This window comes from Micromonospora radicis (assembly GCF_003583405.1).
In the GTDB taxonomy this organism is placed as follows: Bacteria; Actinomycetota; Actinomycetes; order Mycobacteriales; family Micromonosporaceae; genus Micromonospora; species Micromonospora radicis.
In genome coordinates this window covers 50279-69461 of record NZ_QXEC01000016.1, presented here as the reverse complement: position 1 = coordinate 69461, position 19183 = coordinate 50279, and the positions used below count along the sequence as shown (strand labels likewise).

Below are 19183 nucleotides of genomic sequence, written 5' to 3'. Positions count from 1 at the left end.
GTTTCCCCAGTTCAAGACTCAGGTGAAGGCGGATATCCCGGTGAGTTGCTGCCCGATCACCAACTGGTGGATCTCCGAGGTGCCCTCGTAGGTCAGCACGCTCTCCAGGTTGTTGGCGTGCCGCATGACGGGGTAGTCGCCGGAGACACCGTTGGCACCGAGGATCGTGCGGCACTGCCGGGCGATGGCCAGCGCCTCGCGTACGTTGTTGAGTTTGCCCACGCTGACCTGCGCGGGCCGCAGCCGGCCGGCGTCGGCCAGCCGGCCGAGCTGCACGGCGAGCAGGTAGCCCTTGTTCCACTCGACGGCCAGGTCGGCGAGCTTGGCCTGGGTGAGCTGGAAACCAGCCAGCGGCCGGCCGAACTGGGTGCGGGTGGTGGCGTACGCCAGGGCGGTCTCCAGGCAGTCGCGGGCCGCACCGAGCGCACCCCAGACGATGCCGTGCCGGGCCTCGGTCAGGCAGCTCAGCGGCGCCTTCAGCCCGATCGCGCCGGGCAGCAGGGCATCGGCCGGCAGCCGGACGTCGTCGAGCGCGATCTCCCCGGTCACCGAGGCGCGCAGGGACATCTTGCGGCCGATCTCCCGCGCCGTCACCCCGGACGTGTCCATCGGTACGACGAAACCCCGCACCCCGTCGTCGGTACGCGCCCAGACCACCCCGACCTCGGCGATCGGCGCGTTGGTGATCCACATCTTGCTGCCGGTGAGCACCCAGTCGTCGCCGTCACGGCGGGCCCGGGTGGCCATCGACGCCGGGTCGGAGCCGTGGTCCGGCTCGGTCAGCCCGAAGCAGCCGATCGCCTCGCCGGCGGCCATCGCCGGCAGCCAGTGCTGCTTCTGTTCTTCGCTGCCGTAGCGCCACACGGCGTACATGGCCAGCGAGCCCTGCACCGAGACCAGCGACCGGACGCCGGAGTCACCGGCCTCCAGTTCCAGGCAGGCCAGCCCGTACGCGACGGCCGACGAGCCGGCGCAGCCGTACCCGGTCAGGTGCATGCCGAGCAGCCCGAGCTTGCCGAACTCGCGGGCCAGTTCCCGCGCCGGCACCTGACCCGACTCGTACCACCCGGCGACGTACGGGCGTACCCGGTCGTCGACCACCTGGCGCACGACGGCGCGGATCTGCCGCTCCTCCTCGGACAGCGACGAATCCAGGTCGAGCAGGTCCACCGGGCTCACGCCCACCACCTTAACGAAGCCTCAGCGGGCGGTGGTCAGTCGACCGGGCCGGTGAACACGAACACCCGGGCGTGGATCTGGTTGCGCTGTTGCAGCGCGGCGCGCAACGCGCGGTGCAGGCCGTCCTCCAGGTAGAGGCCACCGTTCCACTGCACCACGTGCGGGAAGAGGTCGCCGTAGAAGGTGGAGTCCTCGGCGAGGAGCTTGTCCAGCGCCAGTTCCCGCTTGGTGGTGATGAGCTGGTCGAGGCGCAGCGGACGGGGTGGAATCTCCGCCCACTGCTTGAGTGTCAGGTTGTGTTCCGGATAGGGACGCCCGTCCCGGACCGCTCTGAAGATCACGACGGCACGCTCCCCTCCCCCTGGCCGGGACGAACCGCGACTCCGGCACGGATCGCGGCATGGCGCCGCCACCCACGGCACCGATGTTCGTGCCAGCGTAGCCGCACCCCGCACCCCACGTTCTGCTCCCTGATGCCAGTTTCACCACCGGTCGTCCGATTCTCAACCGGACGAAACCACCGGTTCGGGTCAGCTCCACCGCCCGCGCCGGACCACCTCGTCCACCGGACGCCGCCCCCGACGCAGCGACGGTGACCGGTGGTCGGGGGCTCGGTAACCGATGGTGATGGCACCGATCGGGTGATACGCCTCCGGCACGCCGAACGCCTCCCGATAGGAGTCCAGCCGCTGCGCCGGGATGCCGAAGAAGCACGACCCGAGCCCCTCGTCGACCGCGGTCAACATCATCAGCAGGGCCGCGAACCCGGTGTCGACATACCAGTACGGCACCGGCCAGCGATCTGTCGAGCGGTCCGCCCAGCCCTTGTCCGGCTCGGCGTAACGTTCCAGGTACACCGCACGGTTGGCGTGCGGCACCACGATCAGCGGAGCCCGCCGCATCCCGGTCAGCCAGCGTCCCGCGCCGCCGCCCTCGGGGGTGCTGGCCGCCCAGAAGCGTTCCCGGTCCGCCGGCTCCTCCAGCACCAGGAATCCCCAGCCCTGGGAGAAGCCGGCCGACGGAGCCCGTACCGCGTGCTCCAGCAGCCGCTCCACCAGCTCCGGCGGGACCGGACGGTCCGGGTCGTAGTTGCGTACCATCCGGCGCCGCCGTACGACCTCCGCGAACTCCACCTGACTGTCCTCCGCGTCCGCTCAGGCCCCGGGTCGGATGCCCCAGCCGCCGCGCCAGGTCTCGCCCGGCGCCAGCGTCAGCACGTCCCGACCGGAGCGGAACGCGTCCGGCGGGCAGGTCATCGGCTCGATCGCCACCGACCGCCGGAACCGCTCGCCGGTCAGCGTGTCGCCGGTGTAGACCTGCCACCAACCGAACTGGGCGTCGGCCCAGACCCGCAGCGCCGTCGCCGGGTCCGGCCCCCGCAGCGTCACCGCGGAGCCGCCGTCGGCGTCCCGGATCACCTGCCCGAAGGCCGTGTCCAGCACCGCGCCGCCGATCCGCCGCGGCTCGGTGTAGTCGTACTCGGTGCCGGCCACCGGGGACGCGCCGACCGGCAACAGCCGGGCGTCCACCATCACCCGGGTCTGCCCGGGCACCCGCAACTCGACGTCCTCCACCGGCACGCCCGGCAGGCGCAGGTACGGGTGCACGGAGAAGCCGAACGGCGCCGGCTCGACGCCGATGTTGCTGACCTCGTGCTCGCCCCGCAGCCCGTCCGCGCTCACGCTCCACCGGGTACGCAGCCGCAACGGCCACGGGTACCCCGGCTGCGGCGGCAGGTCGAAACCGATCGTGACCTCGTCCGGCCGCTGGTCGAGCAGCTGCCACCGCGCCCAGTTCACCAGACCGTGCAGCGCGGTGTTCCGCTCCGGCTCGGTGATGTGCAGCTGAAGCGACCGTCCGCCGAAGGAGTACGCGCCGTCGCGGATCCGGTTGGGCCAGGGCGCGAGCACCTGACCGGCCGAACCGGGGCACAACTCGTCCGGGGCGTACCCGTCGAGGAGGTCGACGCCGTCCTGGCGGTAGGTGCGCAGCCCGCCGCCCACCTCGACGACGACCGCCTCGTGCCCGGCGGCGGAAATGGTCCACTGTGCCCCCGACAGGGGACGCGGCTCGCTGCTGTCCATGTCGCCAGACCCTAGCCCTCGGACCCGCTGCCCGCGCGCTGCGGTCGGCGGTCTCCCGGATCGGCCTCGGGACTCGACCCGATCGGCGGCCGGTAGCGGGTCAACGCCGGGAAGGCCACCGCCAGCAGCACCGCCAGCACCGCCGCCGCGAGGCCACCACCGACCCAGGCCACCCCGCTGCCGAAGCCGGCCGCCATCGTGCCGGCCCGCAGGTCACCCAGGCGGGGTCCGCCCGCCACCACCACGGTGTTGACGCCCTGGAGCCGGCCCCGCATCCGGTCCGGCGCATAGATGATCAACATGGACTGGCGTACCACCGAGCTGACCAGGTCGGCCGCCCCGGCCAGCACCAGCAGCGCGACGACCAGCCAGAGTTGCCGCGCCAGCCCGGCCAGGGCCACCGCCAGCCCCCACCCCACCACGGCGAGCACCAGCACCAGCCCCTGCCGGCGGACCCGGCCGATCCAGCCGGAGACCAACCCGGCCAGCAGTGAGCCGATGGCGATCGAGCTGTACAGCCAGCCGACCGCCGCGCCACCGCCGAACCGCTCGGCCGCCACCTCGGGAAAGAGCGCCCGGGGGAAGGCGAACACCATCGCGATCAGGTCGATGCCGAAGGAGAGCAGCAACACCGGGCTGCCGGCCAGGTAACGGAAACCGTCGACGACGCTGCGCAGCCCGGCCTGCCGGGGCCCGCCGTCCGGGTCCGGGTCGGGTGGCATCGCGGGCAGCCGCAGCGCCGCCCAGACCAGCGCGGCCAGCAGCGTCGCGTCGACGGCGTACGCGACGGGCAACGCCACGTCGAGGCGCCACACGGCGAGGATCAGGCCGGCGGCCAACGGCCCGAGGACCGAGGTGGCCATCGCGGTGGTGAAGTTCAGCGTGGTGGCCGCCGGCACCAGCTCGGCCGGGACCAGCCGCCCGACCAGCGCGGCCCGGGCCGGACCGGCGATCGCGAACGACACCGAACTCAACGCCACCAGGCTCAACAGCAGCACCGGACTGCCGATGTCCAGCACGGCCTGTGCCAGCAGGCCCAACACGGAGAGCCAGAGCAGCAGCGCGCCGCCCAGCAGTACCCGTCGCCGGTCGAGGGCGTCGGCCACCGCGCCGCCCCACAACCCGAAGACCAGCAGCGGCACGAACGCCGCCACGCCGAGCAGCCCCACCCAGAACGAGTCCCCCGTCAGCGCGTACATCTCCACCGGTACGGCGACGGCGGTGAACTGGAACCCGAACATCGCGATGGCGTTGCCGATCCAGAGCCGCCGGTACGCCACCACGCGCAGCGGACGCAGGTCGATCGCCCAGCGGCGCTGCTCGCGCGGCCGGGAGTCGGCTTCCCTGGTCACGGCGCCAGCCGCTGCACGATCCAGCCGGTCTCGGTGCGGCGGAACCGCAGCCGGTCGTGCAGCCGGCTGGTCCGGCCCTGCCAGAACTCCACCGCGTCGGGGCACACCCGCAGCCCACCCCAGCCCGGTGGGGCGGGGATCTGTCCCACCTCGGCGAACCGCTGGGCCGCCGCCCGGTAGGAGTCGTCCAGCGCGGCCCGGTCCGGCAGCACCGTCGACTGGGTGCTGGCCCACGCGCCCAGCTGGGAGCCGCGCGGCCGGCTGGCGAAGTACGCCTCGGTCTCGGCCCGGTCGACCCGCTGCACCGCCCCGGTGACGATCACCTGCCGGTGCATCGGGAACCAGGGGAAGACCAGGCTGGCGTACGGGTTGACGGCCGCCTCGGTGCCCTTGCGGGAGTGGTAGTTGGTGAAGAAGACGAAGCCGTCCGGGTCGTACCCCTTGAGCAGCACCGTCCGGGCGCTCGGCCGACCGGCGGCGTCGGCGGTGCCGACCACCATCGCGTTCGGCTCGGGCAGCCCGGCGGCCACCGCCTCGCCGAACCAGCGATCGAACTGGGTGTGCCAGTCGCCCGCCAGCTCGGCCTCGGTCAGCCCGGAACCGGCGTACTCGTGGCGCATCCCGGCCGGCGGCGGTGTGTCCCCCGTCACGTACCCCTCCCCTGTCCGTCGGGCCGATCCCCGCCCGACCTGCCTGTACGGACCAGTCTGGCCGACCGGACACCGACCGGTGCGTCCGGGGATGTCGTGTGCAGCACATCGACAGCGGGTCGCGCACCCGGTTACCAGCAGGCAAGATGTCACGAACACATCCGGAGAGGGTCGCCGAGGGCGCTCACCCGGCCGGGGCCGGGACACCGAGCCCGGGCGGGCGCACCGACCACACACCAGGAGTAGTGAGATGGCCGATTTCAAACCCGGACTTGAGGGCGTCGTAGCGTTCGAAACCCAGATCGCCGAGCCGGACCGCGAGGGCGGCGCGCTGCGCTACCGCGGGGTCGACATCGAGGATCTGATCGGCCAGGTCTCCTTCGGCAACGTCTGGGCCCTGCTGGTCGACGGCCGCTTCGGCCCCGGCCTGCCGCCGGCCGAGCCGTTCCCGGTGCCCGTGCACTCCGGTGACATCCGGGTGGACGTGCAGTCCGCCGTCGCGATGCTGGCCCCGTACTGGGGCCTGCATCAACTGCTGGACATCTCCGACGAGCAGGCCCGGGAGGATCTGGCCCGGGTGTCGGTCACCGCGCTGTCCTTCGTCGCCCAGTCCGCCCGTGGTCTCGGCCTGCCGGCGGTGCCGCAGAAGGAGATCGACAAGGCCTCGACGGTGGTCGAGCGCTTCATGAAGCGGTGGCGTGGTGAGCCCGACCCCCGGCACGTCAAGGCCGTCGACGCGTACTTCATCTCGGCCGCCGAGCACGGCCTGAACGCCTCCACCTTCACCGCCCGGATCGTCGCCTCCACCGGCGCGGACGCCGCCGCCTGCATCTCCTCCGGCATCGGCGCCCTCTCCGGCCCGCTGCACGGCGGTGCGCCGTCGCGGGTGCTCAGCATGCTGGAGTCCGTCGAGCGCAGCGGCGACGCCGAGGGTTACGTCAAGGGTGTACTCGACCGAGGCGAGCGGCTGATGGGCTTCGGCCACCGGGTGTACCGGGCCGAAGACCCGCGCGCCCGGGTGCTCCGCCGTACCGCCAAGGAGCTGGGCGCCCCCCGGTTCGAGGTCGCCGAGGCGCTGGAGAAGGCCGCGCTGACCGAGCTGCAGGCCCGCCGACCGGACCGGGTGCTGGCCACCAACGTGGAGTTCTGGTCCGCCGTCGTGCTCGACTTCGCCGAGGTGCCGGCGCACATGTTCACCTCCATGTTCACCTGTGCCCGGATGGGTGGTTGGAGTGCGCACATCCTGGAGCAGAAGAAGCTCCAGCGCCTCGTGCGGCCCTCCGCCCGCTACGTCGGCCCGAGCCCGCGCAAGCCGCACGAGGTCGACGGCTGGGACGCCGTACCGCACGACGTCTGAGATGTGCCGAAGGGCCCCGCGCTACCGTCTCCGGTAGGGCGGGGCCTCTTTCTCGGCGCCCGGAGCGCGGGGCGCCGCCGCCCGGACGGGGGCGGTGTGTGCGACGCCACGGGCTGTGGCGGACGACTCACCGCTGGGGCTGGTACCAGCGCCCGGCGGGACGTCGACGGGTGCGAGGATGAAGGCCGGCAGCGCCGCCGGAAGGGCTTCGACCCCGGCGGTACGTGCGCCCGCACGCGCCGTCGGTCCGGCCCCCTCTGCTCACCCGGGCCTCGACCCACGCGGAAGGATCTAGAACACCGTGGCTGACGCACCGACCATCCGGATTCCCGACGAGATCAAGCCCGCTGACGGCCGGTTCGGCTGCGGGCCGTCCAAGGTCCGTCCGGCGGCGGTCTCCGCGCTCGCCGAGATGGCGACCAGCTACCTGGGCACCTCGCACCGGCAGAAGACCGTCCGCGACCAGGTGGCCCGGCTGCGCTCCGGCATCGCGGAGTTCTTCTCACTGCCCGAGGGCTACGAGGTGATCATCGGGAACGGCGGCACCACCGCGTTCTGGGAGGTCGCCACGTTCGGCCTGATCCGCGACCGGGCCCAGTTCGCCAGCTTCGGCGAGTTCGGCGCCAAGTTCGCCAAGTCCGTGAAGGACGCGCCGTTCCTCGGCGAGCCGACGATCCGCAAGTCGGACGCGGGCAGCGCGCCGACCCTGGCCGCGGAGGCCGGCGTCGACGTCTACGCCACCCCGCAGAACGAGACCTCGACCGGTGTGGCGGTGCCGATCAGCCGGGTGGCCGGGGCCGACGCGGGCTCGCTGCTGCTGGTCGACGCCACCTCCGGCGCCGGCGGGCTGGACGTCAACGTCGGCGAGACCGACGTCTACTACTTCGCCCCGCAGAAGTGCTTCGGCTCCGACGGTGGGCTGTGGCTGGCCCTGATGTCGCCGGCCGCGTTGGAGCGGGCCGCCGAGATCAAGGCCTCGGGTCGGTACATCCCGGCCTTCCTGGACCTGGTCACCGCGATCGACAACTCGCGGTTGGAGCAGACCTACAACACCCCGGCGCTGGCCACCATCTTCCTGGCCGCCGAGCAGACCGACTGGATGAACGCCCAGGGCGGCCTGGCCTGGGCGGCCAAGCGCACCGCCGAGAGCGCGGCGACGGTGTACGGCTGGGCCGAGCGCTCGGCCGTGGCCACCCCGTTCGTCACCGACCCGGCGCTACGGTCCAACGTGGTCGCCACCATCGACTTCGCCGACGGCGTCGACGCCACGGCGATCGCCAAGGCGCTGCGCGCCAACGGCATCGTGGACACCGAGCCGTACCGCAAGCTGGGCCGTAACCAGCTGCGGGTGGCGCTCTTCCCGGCGGTCGAGCCGGCCGACGTGGAGGCGCTGACCGCGTCCATCGACTACGTGGTCGAGCGGCTCTGAGCCGTAGCTGAGGCAGCGGGCTCGGCGACCCTCCCCGGTCGACCGGGCCCGTCGCTTTCCCGGATCACTGCGATCAACTTCACTGTCCATCCTCAGCGGCTGACCGGCCGCACAGCGCTCACCAGCGCCGGATCGGGCCGCCCGGCCCGACTTGCCCGGGCGTGGCGTCTCCCACCTGGGGCCGGATGGGCGTACCGTGGTCTTCAACGCCCGGGTGGCCGGCTCGTGGCGTACGGCCAGCGAAGCGGGACGGAGGCAACGCGATGCGCCCAGTACGCTTCGTCGCCCTCTCCGAGGACGGCCAGGCCCTGGTGCTCGCCGACGAGGTCGGGCGCCTGCTCGCCCTACCCATCGACGAGCGCGTCGCCGGAGTGCTGCACGCCGAGCCGGGTGCACCGACGCTCGCGGTGGCCCCGCCCGCCGCCGACCCGGTGCCGTCCCTGTCCCCGCGGGACATCCAGGCCCGGATCCGTTCCGGCGAGTCCGCCGAGGACGTGGCCCGCATCGCCGGGGTACCGGTCGACCGGGTGCTGCGCTACGCCGGCCCGGTGCTTCAGGAGCGGGCGATGCTCGCCCAGCACGCCCGGCGTACCCGACTCAAGGGTGCAGAGAAGCCGACCCCACTGGCCGAGGTGGTCAACGGTCGGCTCGCCCAGCACGGGATCGACACCGAGAAGATCTCCTGGGATGCCTGGCGACGCGACGACGGCACCTGGCGGATCGTCGCGACCTGGCCCTCCGGCAAGGCCACCGCGCAGGCGGTCTGGGATCTGGACAAGACCCGCCAGTCCGTCGCCCCGCACGACGACATGGCGCAGTACCTCTGCGCCGAACGGCCGACGCCGATCCTCGGTCAGGAGCCGGCGCCGGAGCGAGGTGGCCACGCGCTGCCCGGTCCGTCGCGCGGCGAGCCCAGCCGGGGCGGTCACGGGCTGCCGGCACCGGTCGACCCGAGCCGGTCGGGTCGGGATCCGATCCGGGCCGGCCGGGACGCCCTGCTCGCCTCGCTCGACCGGCCGCTCGGCTCGACGTCGGGCCGCGGGCTCGAGTCCCGTTCTCCGGCCGCGCTGGCCGGCGGGGCGGAGTCGCCCCGCCAACGGGCGGTCGCCGGCGGCGCGGCGGCGTTGCTCGGTGGCGGTCAGGGCTCGGCCTTCGACGACGACGCGGATGCGCCGAAGGAGGTTCCGGCCGTGCCGTCGCTGGCGGTGCTGCGGCCCCGGCGCAACAACACGCCGGCCACCAGCGCCACCGAGTCGACCGAGGCCACCGGCAAGCCGCGCAAGCGCCTGCCCAGCTGGGACGACGTGCTCTTCGGCACCGGCCCCGCCGCCCGCGAGTCCTCCTAACCCCCACCCCCCTCCGCCACCCCAAGCCTCCGCGATCTTGTACTTTCCGTCGCGACAAAGGCCGCAGTATGCGACGTTCCGGCGACCGTAACTGCAAGATCGCGGGGTGCGGGGAGGGTCAGAGGGCCCAGGTGGCGAGGCGGCGGTAGCCGGGAGTCGGTCTGCTCTGCACCAGCACCAGTTCGTTGGCCGGCCAGGGCGGGCCGAGGTAGTCGTCCAGGGCGGTGAGGTCCGACTCGATGTCGGCGTGCGACATCCGGTCGCCGGGCCGGGCGATGGTCAGGTGCGGCCGGAACGGCTTCTCGTCAGTCGGCACGCCGATCGCGTCCAGCCCGGCCCGGACCGCGCCGGCCAGCGCGGCCAGGCAGGCGACGTCACCGCGTACGTCGACCCAGAGCACGGTGCCACGGCCCCAACCGAACCGGCCGCCACCGCCCAGTCGCAGCACGGACGACACGGGGTCGGCCCGGACGGTGTCGGCGACGCTTTCGAGGGCCCGTTGCACGGCAGCCAACCGTACGGGTTCGACCTCGCCGAGAAAGGCGAGCGTGAGGTGGGCCCGGGTCGGATCCACCAGCCGTACGTTCGTGCCGGTGGCGGAGGCCGCGCCGAGGCGCAGCCCGGCCACCCGGGCGTACAGATGCTCGATCGCCTCGGCCGGCGGGTAGACCGCGGTGAAGAGTCGCACCCGACCCAGGATGGCAGCTAGTGACGGCGTTCGCGTTGACCGGGCCGGGTGGCCGGCAGGCGCAGGCCGGCGGCGTCCAGTTCGCCCTCGATCCGCACCCGTTCCAGCTGCCGGTCGATGCCGGTCAGCTCGGTCAGGTGTTCGGTGATGCCCAGCGCCCGGCAGGCCAGCCGGAGCCGCTCGTCGTACGCGTCGAGCACGCTGCTGTGCCACACCACGGCCGGGCCGGTCCCGCCGACCCGTTCTCGGCGCAGGCAGCGCAGGTCCGCGGCGAGTTGCTCCAGCGGGCGCCGGTCGGGCCGGTCGAGCGCCTCGAGGTCACCGGGCTTGGCCAGCCCGTCGGCGACCACCGACCGGTTCAACCGGGCGATCAGGCGACGCTCCCGCCGCCGCGCCCGCCACTCGGCGTATCCGCAGGTGAAGCGGTCGAGGACCTCGTCGGCGCAGACCACGAGCGCGATCAGCACCGGGAGGGAGACCACGGCGGCCAGCGCCAGGGCCAGCAGCAGCAGGCGTAAGATCTCCACCCAACGAAGTTAATCCGTTGCGCAGCGTCATGTTGGCGATTTTCCAGCATCCGGTGGTCAGACCTCGGTGACGTAGAACCGCGGCATCGGCAGGATCCGGAACCGCAGCCGGACGCTGTCGTGACGCAGTTGCCAGGCCAACGCGAGCAGGGCGGTGACCAGGGAGAGCAGCCCACCGGCCCAGATGCTGACACCGGCACCGAAGGTCTCCGCGATCCAGCCGATCACCGGTGCGCCGACCGGGTTCGTACCCAGGAACACCAGTACCCACAGCGCCATCACCCGGCCCCGGAAGGCGGCGTCGGTGCCGAGTTGGACCCGCTGGTTGGCGGCCTGGGCGAAGTAGACCATGAAGAAGCCGGTCGGCGGGAGCAGCGCCACCACCATCCAGTACGTGGGGGCCAGCCCGACCAGTGTGCCGAAGACGGCGCAGACGATCGCGGCACCGAGCACCAGCCAGACCGACGGGCGACTGCGCCGACCGGTGCCCGCCAGCGCGCCGGCCAGCGCACCGACCGCGAGGGTGGTGCTGAACAGACCGAACGAGGCCGCACCGGTGTTGAACACGGTCTTGGCCAGCGCCGCCAGGGTGAGCTGGAAGTTGAACAGCGACATCCCGATCACCGACATCACCACCATGGGCAGCAGCAGGTCGGGGCGACGACCGACGTACCGCAGCCCGTCCAACACGGTGGCGGCGGCCCGCTCGTCGCGCGACGGCAGCGGTGCCCGGTACAGCTCGGCCGGACGCATCTGGATCACCGTGATCAGGGGCGCGATCGAGCTGAGCGCGGTGACCAGGAAGACCGGTCCGACGTCGAAGAGCGCGATGGCGAGGCCGGCGACGGCCGGGCCGACGATCCGGGCCGAGTTGAAGACGGCCGCGTTGAGCGAGAGCGCGTTGGGCAACAGCCGGGTGCCGACCAGTTCGGAGACGAAGGCCTGCCGGACCGGGGTCTCCACCGCGTTGGCCACGCCGAGCAGGGCGGCGAAGACGAAGACGTGCCAGAGCTGGACCAGGTCGGTGAGGACGAGCACGCTCATCGCCAGCGACAACACGGCCCAGAAGGCGTTGGCGACGAAGAGGAGCATCCGCTTGTCGTACCGGTCGGCGAGCCGGCCGGAGAGCAACGTGAGCAGCAGTACCGGGGTGAACTGCAGGGCGACGACCACGCCGAGCGCGGTGGCCGAGTCGCCGGAAAGCTCGAGGACCAGCCAGTCCTGGGCGATGAACATCATCCAGACACCGATCAGTTTGACCAGTTGCCCGAACGCGAATAGCCGGTAGTTGCGGACCTGTAGGGACTGGAACATCGTGCTCAGCCGTGCCTGCACTCTCGGTGCGCCTCCTCGCGGTCGTACGCGTCGTCAACGACGGACGGCGCGGCGCGGCGCACACCGGGTGTGCGGCGTCAGGCGCGGGAGAGTCGCTGGAGGATCTCCGCGGCGTGGTGCAGGGTCTCCCGGTCGGCGTCGTTCAACTCGGCCAGCCGGTGGGCCAACCACTCGTCCCGGACCCGCTCGAACTGGTCGAGCACGGCCCGGCCTCCCTCGGTCACCGCCAGGATCACCTGTCGGCCGTCGGTCGGGTGGGGGCTGCGCCGCACGAGGCCGCGTTCCTCCAGCTTCGCGACGATCTTGGTCATCGTCGGTGGCTGCACCCGTTCGACGTCGGCGAGTTCTCGGGGCGTGAGCGCGCCGGCCAGCCGGATGCTGGTGAGCGCGGACAACTGGGTGACCGTCAGGTCACCGACCGGTCGGGCCTGGCGGACCCGCCGGTTGAGCCGAGTGATCGCATCACGCAGCTGATGGGCCAGCTGCGCCGGTGGCATGCTGTGAGCCGTCACCGTCCGCTCCGTCACGATAGTTAGCCTAACTAATAAGCTGACCGAGCCGCAGCGAATATGACCACGCTCACGCCGACGTTTGCCCTGCTCGGGCCGGGCGTGAGCGGCTCGTCACGGAGACCATACACACCCGGCCCGGGCAGCCGTCAGAACAGCAGCGCCTCGATCGGACCGCGCAGGAAGTACACCACGAACAACGCCGCCACCGCGTACAGCAGCGGATGGATCTCACGGGACTTGCCCTTGGCCAGCTTCACCACCACGTACACGATCAGGCCGGCGCCGATGCCGTTGGAGATCGAGTAGGTGAACGGCATGAGCACGATGGTGAGGAACGCCGGGATGGCGATCTCGTAGTCGGACCAGTCGATGGTCCGCACCGCGGTCATCATCAGGAAACCGACCACCACCAGCGCGACGGACGCCGCCTCGAACGGCACCACCTCGACCAGCGGGGTCAGGAACATGGCCAGCAGGAACAACGCGCCGGTCACCAGGTTGGCCAACCCGGTCCGGGCACCCTCCGCGACCCCGGCGGCACTCTCGATGTACGCCGTGTTGCTGGAGACGCTGGCCGCACCACCGGCCGCCGCACCGATCGAGTCGACCAGCAGGATCTCCTTCGCCCGCGGCGGGGTGCCCTGCTCGTCGAGCATGCCACCCTCCTGCCCGACCGCGACCATCGTGCCCATGGTGTCGAAGAAGTCGGTGATCAGCAGCGTGAAGATGAACATCAGCACGACCAGCCAGCCGGCCCGCTCCCAGGAGCCGAGCACGTTGAACTTGCCGAGCAACGACAGGTCCGGCAGGTCGAACGGGTTGCTGGGCAGGGTCGGCACGTTCAGCGACCAGCCCTTCGGGTTCGGCACGCCGTTGACGAAGGACGGGCCGACATTGCCGAGCGCCTCCACCACCATGGCCAGCACGGTCGAGCCGAGGATGCCGATCAGGATCGCGCCCCGAACCCGGCGTACCACCAGCACCAGGGTCAACAGCAGACCCACCACGAAGACCAGCGTCGGCCAACTGACCAGCTTGCCCCCGATGCCCAGGCCGACCGGCACGGTGGTGTTCGCCTCGTCCGGCACCCGCCGGACGAAACCGGCGTCGACCAGGCCGATGACGGTCAGGAACAAGCCGATGCCGACGCCGATCGCCGCCTTCATCTGGGTCGGCACCGAGCGGAACACGGCGGTCCGCAGGCCGGTCAGCACCAGCACCGCGATGATCACGCCCTCGATCACCACCAGGCCCATCGCGTCGGCCCAGGTCATCTCCGGAGCGATCTCGTACGCCACCAGGGCGTTGACGCCGAGGCCGGCGGCGACGGCCAGCGGGAACCGGCCGACCACGCCCATCAGGATGGTCATCAGGCCGGCGACGAGCGCGGTCGCCGCGGCGATCGCGGGAATCGACAGGGTGTTGCCATCACCGTCGACGGCACTGCCGAGAATGAGCGGGTTGAGCACCACGATGTACGCCATCGTGAAGAAGGTGGCCAGGCCACCCCGTACCTCGCGGCTCATCGTCGAGCCGCGGGCGGTGACCTCGAAGTACCGGTCGAACCGGTTGATCGGACGGCTGGGATCGGGGGATGTGCCGTTCTCGGGCGGCGCTACTGCCATCAGGAACCTCACAGCGAATGATCAGGTCGTCGCGCGCATCGTCGCAGATGACCGCCGAACCGGGAAGCCTCGTCGCGTACCCTGGCCGGGTGCCGAAGCAGCAGCCCCGACCCGAGCCGCTCGACCCGCCGATGGTGCCGATCGCGCTGGCCGGCCTGGCGGCGTGGGCACTCGCCGGCCTGGTACTGCTGCTCGTCCGCGATCGGCTGATCGCCGCCGGGCACGAGAACTGGCTCTGGATCTGCCTGGCCGGATTCCTGTGGGGCTTCCCCGGCCTGGCCGTGATGATGCGCCACGACGCCCACCGGCGGCGCCGCCGGGCCGCCGGCTGAGCACCACACGCCCGCCAGGCTGAGCACCTCAGGGGCCTCCCCGCGCCGACCAGCGGACCCGATCTCGAGCCCGCCGGGCCGGGATCAGGAGTGGCCGTACGGCTCCGCGGGCTCACCCGGCTCGATCGACCCGGGTGCCCGGGACACCGACATCGGCTCCACCGCGCTGTCGTCGTAGATCGTCGGCATCTCCTCCACTGCCGTCTCCGCCTCGACCAGCGTCTCCGAGTGGGCACCGCAACCGTGGTCGGTGCTGACCACCCGGCCGTCGTCGGGGGCGTAGAAGTTGCCGCAGACACCGAAGCACTGCCGGAGCTGCCCGGCCAGCGGCAGGTAGAAGCCGCAGGTGCCGCAGCGGGCGGCGGCCGGCGCGGAGGTGGCGATCGGCGCCGACGGGCCGTGGTCGCCGTCGTACCAGCGCTGGGCCGTCTCGGCGCGGCCCTCCCGGGACATCACCCGGGCCCGGCCGAGGCCGAGCTCCCAGGCGGTCTCCGCCACGGCCGGATCGTCGGAGAGCAGGTAGCCGGGCTGTAGCCGCTCGTCGTCCGCAGGCGTCGGGAGCAGGTCACCCGGGCCGAGGTCCCCCGGCTTGAGCCGCTCCTGCCAGGGCAGCCAGCCGGGCGCGAGCAGGGCGTCCGGCCCGGGCAGCAGCACCGTCTCGCAGATCGTCACGGTACGGCTACGCGGCACCCGGGTGACGGTGACCGCCCACCGCCAGCCGCGGTAGCCGGCCAGCCGGCACTCGAAGTAGTGGGTGACGAGCCGATCGCCCTCGGCGACGGCCTGGAGGTGGTCGCCGACTTCGGCGGCGTCAACCTCGGTGATGCCGGCGCGCGCCACCTCGACGGCAGCGGCACAGACCTGGTCTAGACGAGCGGCGCGGGCGGAGGCGGGCCTGGTCACCAGACCATTGTTCCCCATCCCTGGGGTCGACTGTGAGGCACTCCCCAGAGGTGTTCTGGGAAGGTGGCACGGCATCCGGCGAGTCGATGGTTCAGGATGGGTGCCATGCCGCTGTTCTCCCGCTCCGAGCGATCCCTCGCGGGGCGAACCGTCGGCACCGGCATCCGCGCCACGCGACTGCTGTTGCGCGGCTCGGTCAGCGGTGGTCGCTGGGTCACCCGCAGTGCCGCCCGGGCCCGGGCCCGGGGGGCCGGCGGAGAAACCGGCATGGTCCGCCTGTTCGACCTGCACGCCGTCTCCTGTGCCGGGGACACGCTGATCGCCATCGGACTGGCCGGGACGATCTTCTTCAACGTGCCGCTCGGCGAGGCCCGCAGCAAGGTGGCGCTCTACCTGCTGGTCACCATGGTGCCGTTCGCCATGCTCGCCCCGGTGGTCGGGCCGTTGCTCGACCACTTCCGGCACGGCCGCCGGTACGCCCTGGCCACGACCATGCTGGGTCGGGCGTTCCTGGCCTGGCTGATCTCCGACTACATCCACGGCTTCGGGCTCTATCCGGCCGCCTTCGGCGTACTGGCGCTGTCCCGGGCGTACGGGGTGGCCCGCTCCGCGGCCGTACCCCGGCTGCTGCCCGAAGGGCTCGGGCTGTCCCAGGTCGGCGCGCGGGCCAGCGTGTACGGCACGGTCGCCGGCGCCCTGGTCGCGCCGATCGGCCTGGCCGCGTTCTGGTTCGGGCCGCAGTGGCCGCTGCGGGTCGCCTCCGTCATCTTCCTGGTCGGCATGGTGGTCGCCCTCCGGTTGCCGCCCAAGGCCGACTCCGAGCCGCCCGAACGGGTGCCGCGACCGCTGCGTGCGCTACGCCGGGCCACCGGGGACCGGCCGCTGGGCCGGGGCCGCCCCGCCGGCCGGCTGGTGATCTCGACCCTGGTCGGTGCGGCGACGCTGCGCGCGGTGTACGGCTTCCTGCTGCTCTTCCTGGCCTTCACCATCAAGGCCGGTGACCTGACCACGGTGGTCTTCGGCCGCGACCTGGGCGACGAGGGAGCACTGGGTCTGGTGGGTGGAGCGCTGGCCGTCGGCACCTTCCTGGCCACCGCGATCGGCACCCGGCTGCGCATCCACCGGCCGGCCGCGCTCCAGTCCAGCGGCATGGTGATCGTGGCCGGAGTGGCCGTACTGGCCGCGTTGCAGTTCTCCCTGCCGATGGTCGCCCTGCTCTGCGTGGTCACGGCCATGATGAGCGGAATCGCGAAACTCGCCGTGGACGCCTCGATCCAGGAGCGCATTCCGGAACGGCTGCGGGCCAGCTCCTTCGCCCACTCCGAGACGGTGCTGATGCTCGCCTTCGTGGCCGGTGGCGGGCTGGGGCTCGTACCCTTCAACGGCCGCATCGGCATCGCGGTGGCTGCCGGTGTGGGTGCGCTGGCCGCCGCCCGAGGGCTGGTGATGGCCCGCCGGCTGCGGGCCGAGCGGCTGCACGGGCGGCCGCTGACGGACGACGAGCTGTCCACGGCGGAGCAGGACGCCGACGCCCGGGCCGCCGAGGCACAGGCCGACCGGGACCGGGCCGCCGCCGAGGAGCAGGCCGACCGGGACCGGGATCGGGCCGCCGCTGAGGCGGCTGGCGCCGCGCCCACCTCCCCCGCCCCCGCCCAGGGCGGTCCGGCAGCCCAGGAGCCGAACCTGGCACCGCCGGGCTTCCACATCTACCGCCCGTCGTCGGCGGTCACCGGCGGCAGTGACGACGAGACGCGACGCAGCTCACCCGGCTCGGTCCCGTGACCGGTCTGCTGGTGGTCACGGCGGTACCCGCCGAGGCGGAGGCGGTCCAGGCCGGTCTCGCCGAGCCGACCGTCGCGGTGGTCCCGGTCGGGGTGGGGCCAGCGGTCGCCGGGGCGGCAACGGCCCGGCTGTTGGCGCTCGCCGAGGCCGCCGGTCGGCCGTACCGGGCGGTGATCAGTGCGGGCGTCGCGGGCGGTTTCGCCGACCGGGTCGCCGTGGGCAGCGTGGTGCTCGGCACCCGGGCCGTCGCCGCCGATCTGGGCGCGGAATCGCCCGACGGATTCATCCCCATCGACGAGTTGGGCATGCCGCCCGAGCTGCTCGGCGGAGGTCTGGCCGTACCCGCCGACCCGGACCTGCTGGCCGCCCTCCGCGCGGCGCTGCCCGCCGCCACGATCGGCCCGGTGCTGACGGTCAACACCGTGACCGGCACCGCCGCCGGCACCGAGGCGCTCCGCAGCCGTCACCCGGACGCAGTGGCCGAGGCCATGGAGGGGTACGGCGTGGCTGTCGCCGCCAGGCAGGCCGGCGTCCCCTTCGCCGAGCTGCGTACCATCTCGAACCCGATCGGCCCCCGCGACCGCGACGCCTGGCGCCTACGGGACGCCCTCGCCGCCCTCACCGCCGCCGCCGACGCCCTCCGCTGACCACCACCCACCGGACGTGACCGGGTGCCGGCAAGCACCGCGACGGGCAACCGTCAGGGGTCACCTGGTGTCTCCGGGCGCAGCGGGCTCGCCGGGCTTGCCGACGGAGGCCGGGCTTGCCAGCGGGCTCGCCGGGCTTGCCGACGGAGGCCGGTGCTCCAGGCACAACGCCACCGGCCGGTGATCCTCGGTCCGGTAGCCACAGGCCCGCAGGAACCCGGCGCCACCGAACTCGGCCACCGCGCGGATGGCACCGAGACCCGCCCGGCGGGTTTCGGCGGCGAGGCGCGTCACAAGTTTCCGCCCGATGCCCAGCAGCCGGAGCGGCGGCGCCACCACGACGCCGTCCAACACCACCTCCCGCCGGTCGCCCAACGACTCGCCGTAGAGCAGGTCGAGGCTGCGCTCGTGCGCACGCAGCTCACCAACCAGATCACCGTCGGGCAACTCGGCCACCAGGCGCCAGCACCCCGGTGGCACACCATCAACGACCCGCCGGATCCGCACCGCATCGCGCAGCCTCACCCGCACGCGCCGTTCGTCACGCCGGCCGCGATCGAGGTCGTAGGTGACGTCGGGGACCCGCAACGGCCACTGCTCGGGCGGCAGCGAATACCAGTGCGCCCACCAGGCACCTGGCCAGTCCTTGAGCGTCCGCACCTCACGCACGTCAAGATGAGCCGGATAGCGACGGCCGGCATCGTCTCGTCGGGTGTCGTCCCGCATATCCCCAACGGCAGCCCGGACACAGTCGTTGCCCTCTGCCTGACCTGGCCCTGGTGCACAGCCCGCGTGACCTGGCCCTGCTGCACAGCCCGCGTGACCTGGCCCTGCTGCACAGCTGGCGGCGGTGAGCCACAGCGTCCCCCCGGCCGCCGCCACGAGCCGCTGCACGGTCCGGAATCGTGGATCGAGGCCCTGCTCCGATTCGATCCGCCCCACCGTGGACTGAGGCACCCCGGCCAGTTGGGCCAGCTCGCGCTGACTCAGATCAGCCTGGCGGCGCAACGCCCGCAGCACGGACCCCAGATCAGCGGCTACGTCGAAATCGCCACCAGGACCATCGCTCATTCCATCGATGCTTCCCGACGCTCCGACTTCACTCAACCCGGCCCGTCGACCTGTGGACAAACCTGTGGACAACCTGGGTAAGTCGGTGAACACGGGCATCGGCCCTGCCCCCCACCACCCGACACCGGTGGCCCACAGCCCGTTGTGTGACCTGGGTTTCTAAGACCTCGGTCGCTGTGTGACCTGGGTTTCTGGCCGCTGACTCCCCGGCCGCTGACGAAGCGCGAGAAGGACCCGCCCTCATGGTCCTGGTTGCGCCCTGTCGAGCTGAACCGTCCACGCTATCGCCCTCGGCGCCGCCACGGGCCACCCTCGCCGCACAAGCGCGCAACGAGCCGCTTCATAGGGCTTGCTGCGACGGCAC

The 19183-nt window shown here is 72.3% G+C and carries 18 protein-coding genes and 1 pseudogene; 6 read left to right on the top strand and 13 right to left on the bottom strand.

Features of this window, described 5'->3' with window-relative positions:
* Positions 1-18 precede the first annotated feature (18 nt).
* The 6 genes from D2L64_RS17460 to pdxH all read right to left on the bottom strand — a co-directional run bounded on the left by D2L64_RS17460 (position 19) and on the right by pdxH (position 5235).
* Positions 19-1179, bottom strand: a complete 1161-nt coding sequence (locus D2L64_RS17460; protein WP_119578013.1) for an acyl-CoA dehydrogenase family protein — start codon at positions 1177-1179, stop codon at positions 19-21.
* Between the two features lie 35 nt (positions 1180-1214).
* Positions 1215-1520 carry a type II toxin-antitoxin system VapB family antitoxin gene (locus tag D2L64_RS17455; RefSeq protein ID WP_119577864.1) on the bottom strand — a complete coding sequence of 102 codons (306 nt, stop codon included), beginning with the start codon at positions 1518-1520 and terminating at the stop codon, positions 1215-1217.
* 189 nt (positions 1521-1709) lie between these two features.
* Positions 1710-2312, bottom strand: a complete 603-nt coding sequence (locus tag D2L64_RS17450; protein ID WP_119577862.1) for a nitroreductase family protein — start codon at positions 2310-2312, stop codon at positions 1710-1712.
* Positions 2313-2333: 21 nt separating this feature from the next.
* A complete protein-coding gene (locus D2L64_RS17445; RefSeq protein WP_119577860.1) occupies positions 2334-3263 on the bottom strand; it encodes an aldose 1-epimerase family protein in 930 nt (309 codons plus the stop codon).
* 11 nt (positions 3264-3274) lie between these two features.
* Positions 3275-4615: an MFS transporter gene (locus D2L64_RS17440; protein WP_119577858.1), complete on the bottom strand. Its 1341-nt coding sequence runs from the start codon at positions 4613-4615 to the stop codon at positions 3275-3277.
* The gene (gene pdxH, locus D2L64_RS17435) at positions 4612-5235 is read right to left on the bottom strand and encodes a pyridoxamine 5'-phosphate oxidase (protein WP_119577856.1); all 624 of its coding nucleotides are present in this window, start codon (positions 5233-5235) and stop codon (positions 4612-4614) included. Before pdxH ends, D2L64_RS17440 begins: the two co-directional genes overlap by 4 nt.
* Positions 5236-5515: 280 nt before the next feature.
* Here pdxH and D2L64_RS17430 point away from each other — a divergent pair, with 280 nt between their 5' ends.
* The 3 genes from D2L64_RS17430 (at position 5516) to sepH (ending at position 9397) form a co-directional block, all read left to right on the top strand.
* Entirely contained in the window at positions 5516-6622 is a 1107-nt protein-coding gene (locus D2L64_RS17430) for a citrate synthase 2 (protein WP_119577854.1), read from the top strand.
* 301 nt (positions 6623-6923) lie between these two features.
* Positions 6924-8051 carry a phosphoserine transaminase gene (gene serC, locus D2L64_RS17425; protein ID WP_119577852.1) on the top strand — a complete coding sequence of 376 codons (1128 nt, stop codon included), beginning with the start codon at positions 6924-6926 and terminating at the stop codon, positions 8049-8051.
* 263 nt (positions 8052-8314) lie between these two features.
* A complete protein-coding gene (gene sepH, locus D2L64_RS17420; protein WP_119577850.1) occupies positions 8315-9397 on the top strand; it encodes a septation protein SepH in 1083 nt (360 codons plus the stop codon).
* Between the two features lie 118 nt (positions 9398-9515).
* On the opposite strand, the gene thpR is transcribed toward sepH, so the two are convergent.
* The 5 genes from thpR to D2L64_RS17395 all read right to left on the bottom strand — a co-directional run bounded on the left by thpR (position 9516) and on the right by D2L64_RS17395 (position 14084).
* Entirely contained in the window at positions 9516-10085 is a 570-nt protein-coding gene (thpR, locus tag D2L64_RS17415; RefSeq protein ID WP_119577848.1) for an RNA 2',3'-cyclic phosphodiesterase, read from the bottom strand.
* Between the two features lie 17 nt (positions 10086-10102).
* Positions 10103-10612, bottom strand: a complete 510-nt coding sequence (locus tag D2L64_RS17410; protein WP_119577846.1) for a hypothetical protein — start codon at positions 10610-10612, stop codon at positions 10103-10105.
* A 57-nt stretch (positions 10613-10669) separates the two neighbouring features.
* A complete protein-coding gene (locus D2L64_RS17405; protein WP_119577844.1) occupies positions 10670-11947 on the bottom strand; it encodes an MFS transporter in 1278 nt (425 codons plus the stop codon).
* Between the two features lie 77 nt (positions 11948-12024).
* Positions 12025-12474: a MarR family winged helix-turn-helix transcriptional regulator gene (locus D2L64_RS17400; protein WP_119577842.1), complete on the bottom strand. Its 450-nt coding sequence runs from the start codon at positions 12472-12474 to the stop codon at positions 12025-12027.
* A gap of 131 nt (positions 12475-12605) precedes the next feature.
* Positions 12606-14084 carry an NCS2 family permease gene (locus tag D2L64_RS17395; protein WP_119577840.1) on the bottom strand — a complete coding sequence of 493 codons (1479 nt, stop codon included), beginning with the start codon at positions 14082-14084 and terminating at the stop codon, positions 12606-12608.
* 89 nt (positions 14085-14173) lie between these two features.
* Between D2L64_RS17395 and D2L64_RS17390 the strand changes: the two genes are divergently transcribed.
* Positions 14174-14416, top strand: a complete 243-nt coding sequence (locus D2L64_RS17390) for a DUF2530 domain-containing protein (protein ID WP_233559003.1) — start codon at positions 14174-14176, stop codon at positions 14414-14416.
* Between the two features lie 84 nt (positions 14417-14500).
* On the opposite strand, the gene D2L64_RS17385 is transcribed toward D2L64_RS17390, so the two are convergent.
* The gene (locus tag D2L64_RS17385; protein ID WP_119577836.1) at positions 14501-15337 is read right to left on the bottom strand and encodes a DUF3027 domain-containing protein; all 837 of its coding nucleotides are present in this window, start codon (positions 15335-15337) and stop codon (positions 14501-14503) included.
* An 87-nt stretch (positions 15338-15424) separates the two neighbouring features.
* Between D2L64_RS17385 and D2L64_RS17380 the strand changes: the two are divergent.
* Together D2L64_RS17380 and D2L64_RS17375 are read left to right on the top strand one after the other, a co-directional pair.
* Positions 15425-16828: pseudogene (locus D2L64_RS17380) on the top strand (MFS transporter); the annotation flags it as partial.
* 269 nt (positions 16829-17097) lie between these two features.
* A complete protein-coding gene (locus D2L64_RS17375; RefSeq protein WP_119577834.1) occupies positions 17098-17748 on the top strand; it encodes a futalosine hydrolase in 651 nt (216 codons plus the stop codon).
* A 60-nt stretch (positions 17749-17808) separates the two neighbouring features.
* Here the strand turns inward: D2L64_RS17375 and D2L64_RS17370 are convergent, their stop codons facing one another.
* Positions 17809-18819: a GNAT family N-acetyltransferase gene (locus D2L64_RS17370; RefSeq protein WP_119577832.1), complete on the bottom strand. Its 1011-nt coding sequence runs from the start codon at positions 18817-18819 to the stop codon at positions 17809-17811.
* Positions 18820-19183 lie beyond the last annotated feature (364 nt).

Excerpts from the sequence above, each read along its gene's own strand:
- D2L64_RS17445 (WP_119577860.1), bottom strand. The coding sequence starts at position 3,263 with ATGGACAGCAGCGAGCCGCGTCCCCTGTCGGGGGCACAGTGGACCATT.
- pdxH (WP_119577856.1), bottom strand. The coding sequence starts at position 5,235 with ATGCGCCACGAGTACGCCGGTTCCGGGCTGACCGAGGCCGAGCTGGCG.
- D2L64_RS17430 (WP_119577854.1), top strand. The coding sequence starts at position 5,516 with ATGGCCGATTTCAAACCCGGACTTGAGGGCGTCGTAGCGTTCGAAACC.
- sepH (WP_119577850.1), top strand. The coding sequence starts at position 8,315 with ATGCGCCCAGTACGCTTCGTCGCCCTCTCCGAGGACGGCCAGGCCCTG.
- D2L64_RS17395 (WP_119577840.1), bottom strand. The coding sequence starts at position 14,084 with ATGGCAGTAGCGCCGCCCGAGAACGGCACATCCCCCGATCCCAGCCGT.
- D2L64_RS17385 (WP_119577836.1), bottom strand. The coding sequence starts at position 15,337 with ATGGGGAACAATGGTCTGGTGACCAGGCCCGCCTCCGCCCGCGCCGCT.
- D2L64_RS17370 (WP_119577832.1), bottom strand. The coding sequence starts at position 18,819 with ATGAGCGATGGTCCTGGTGGCGATTTCGACGTAGCCGCTGATCTGGGG.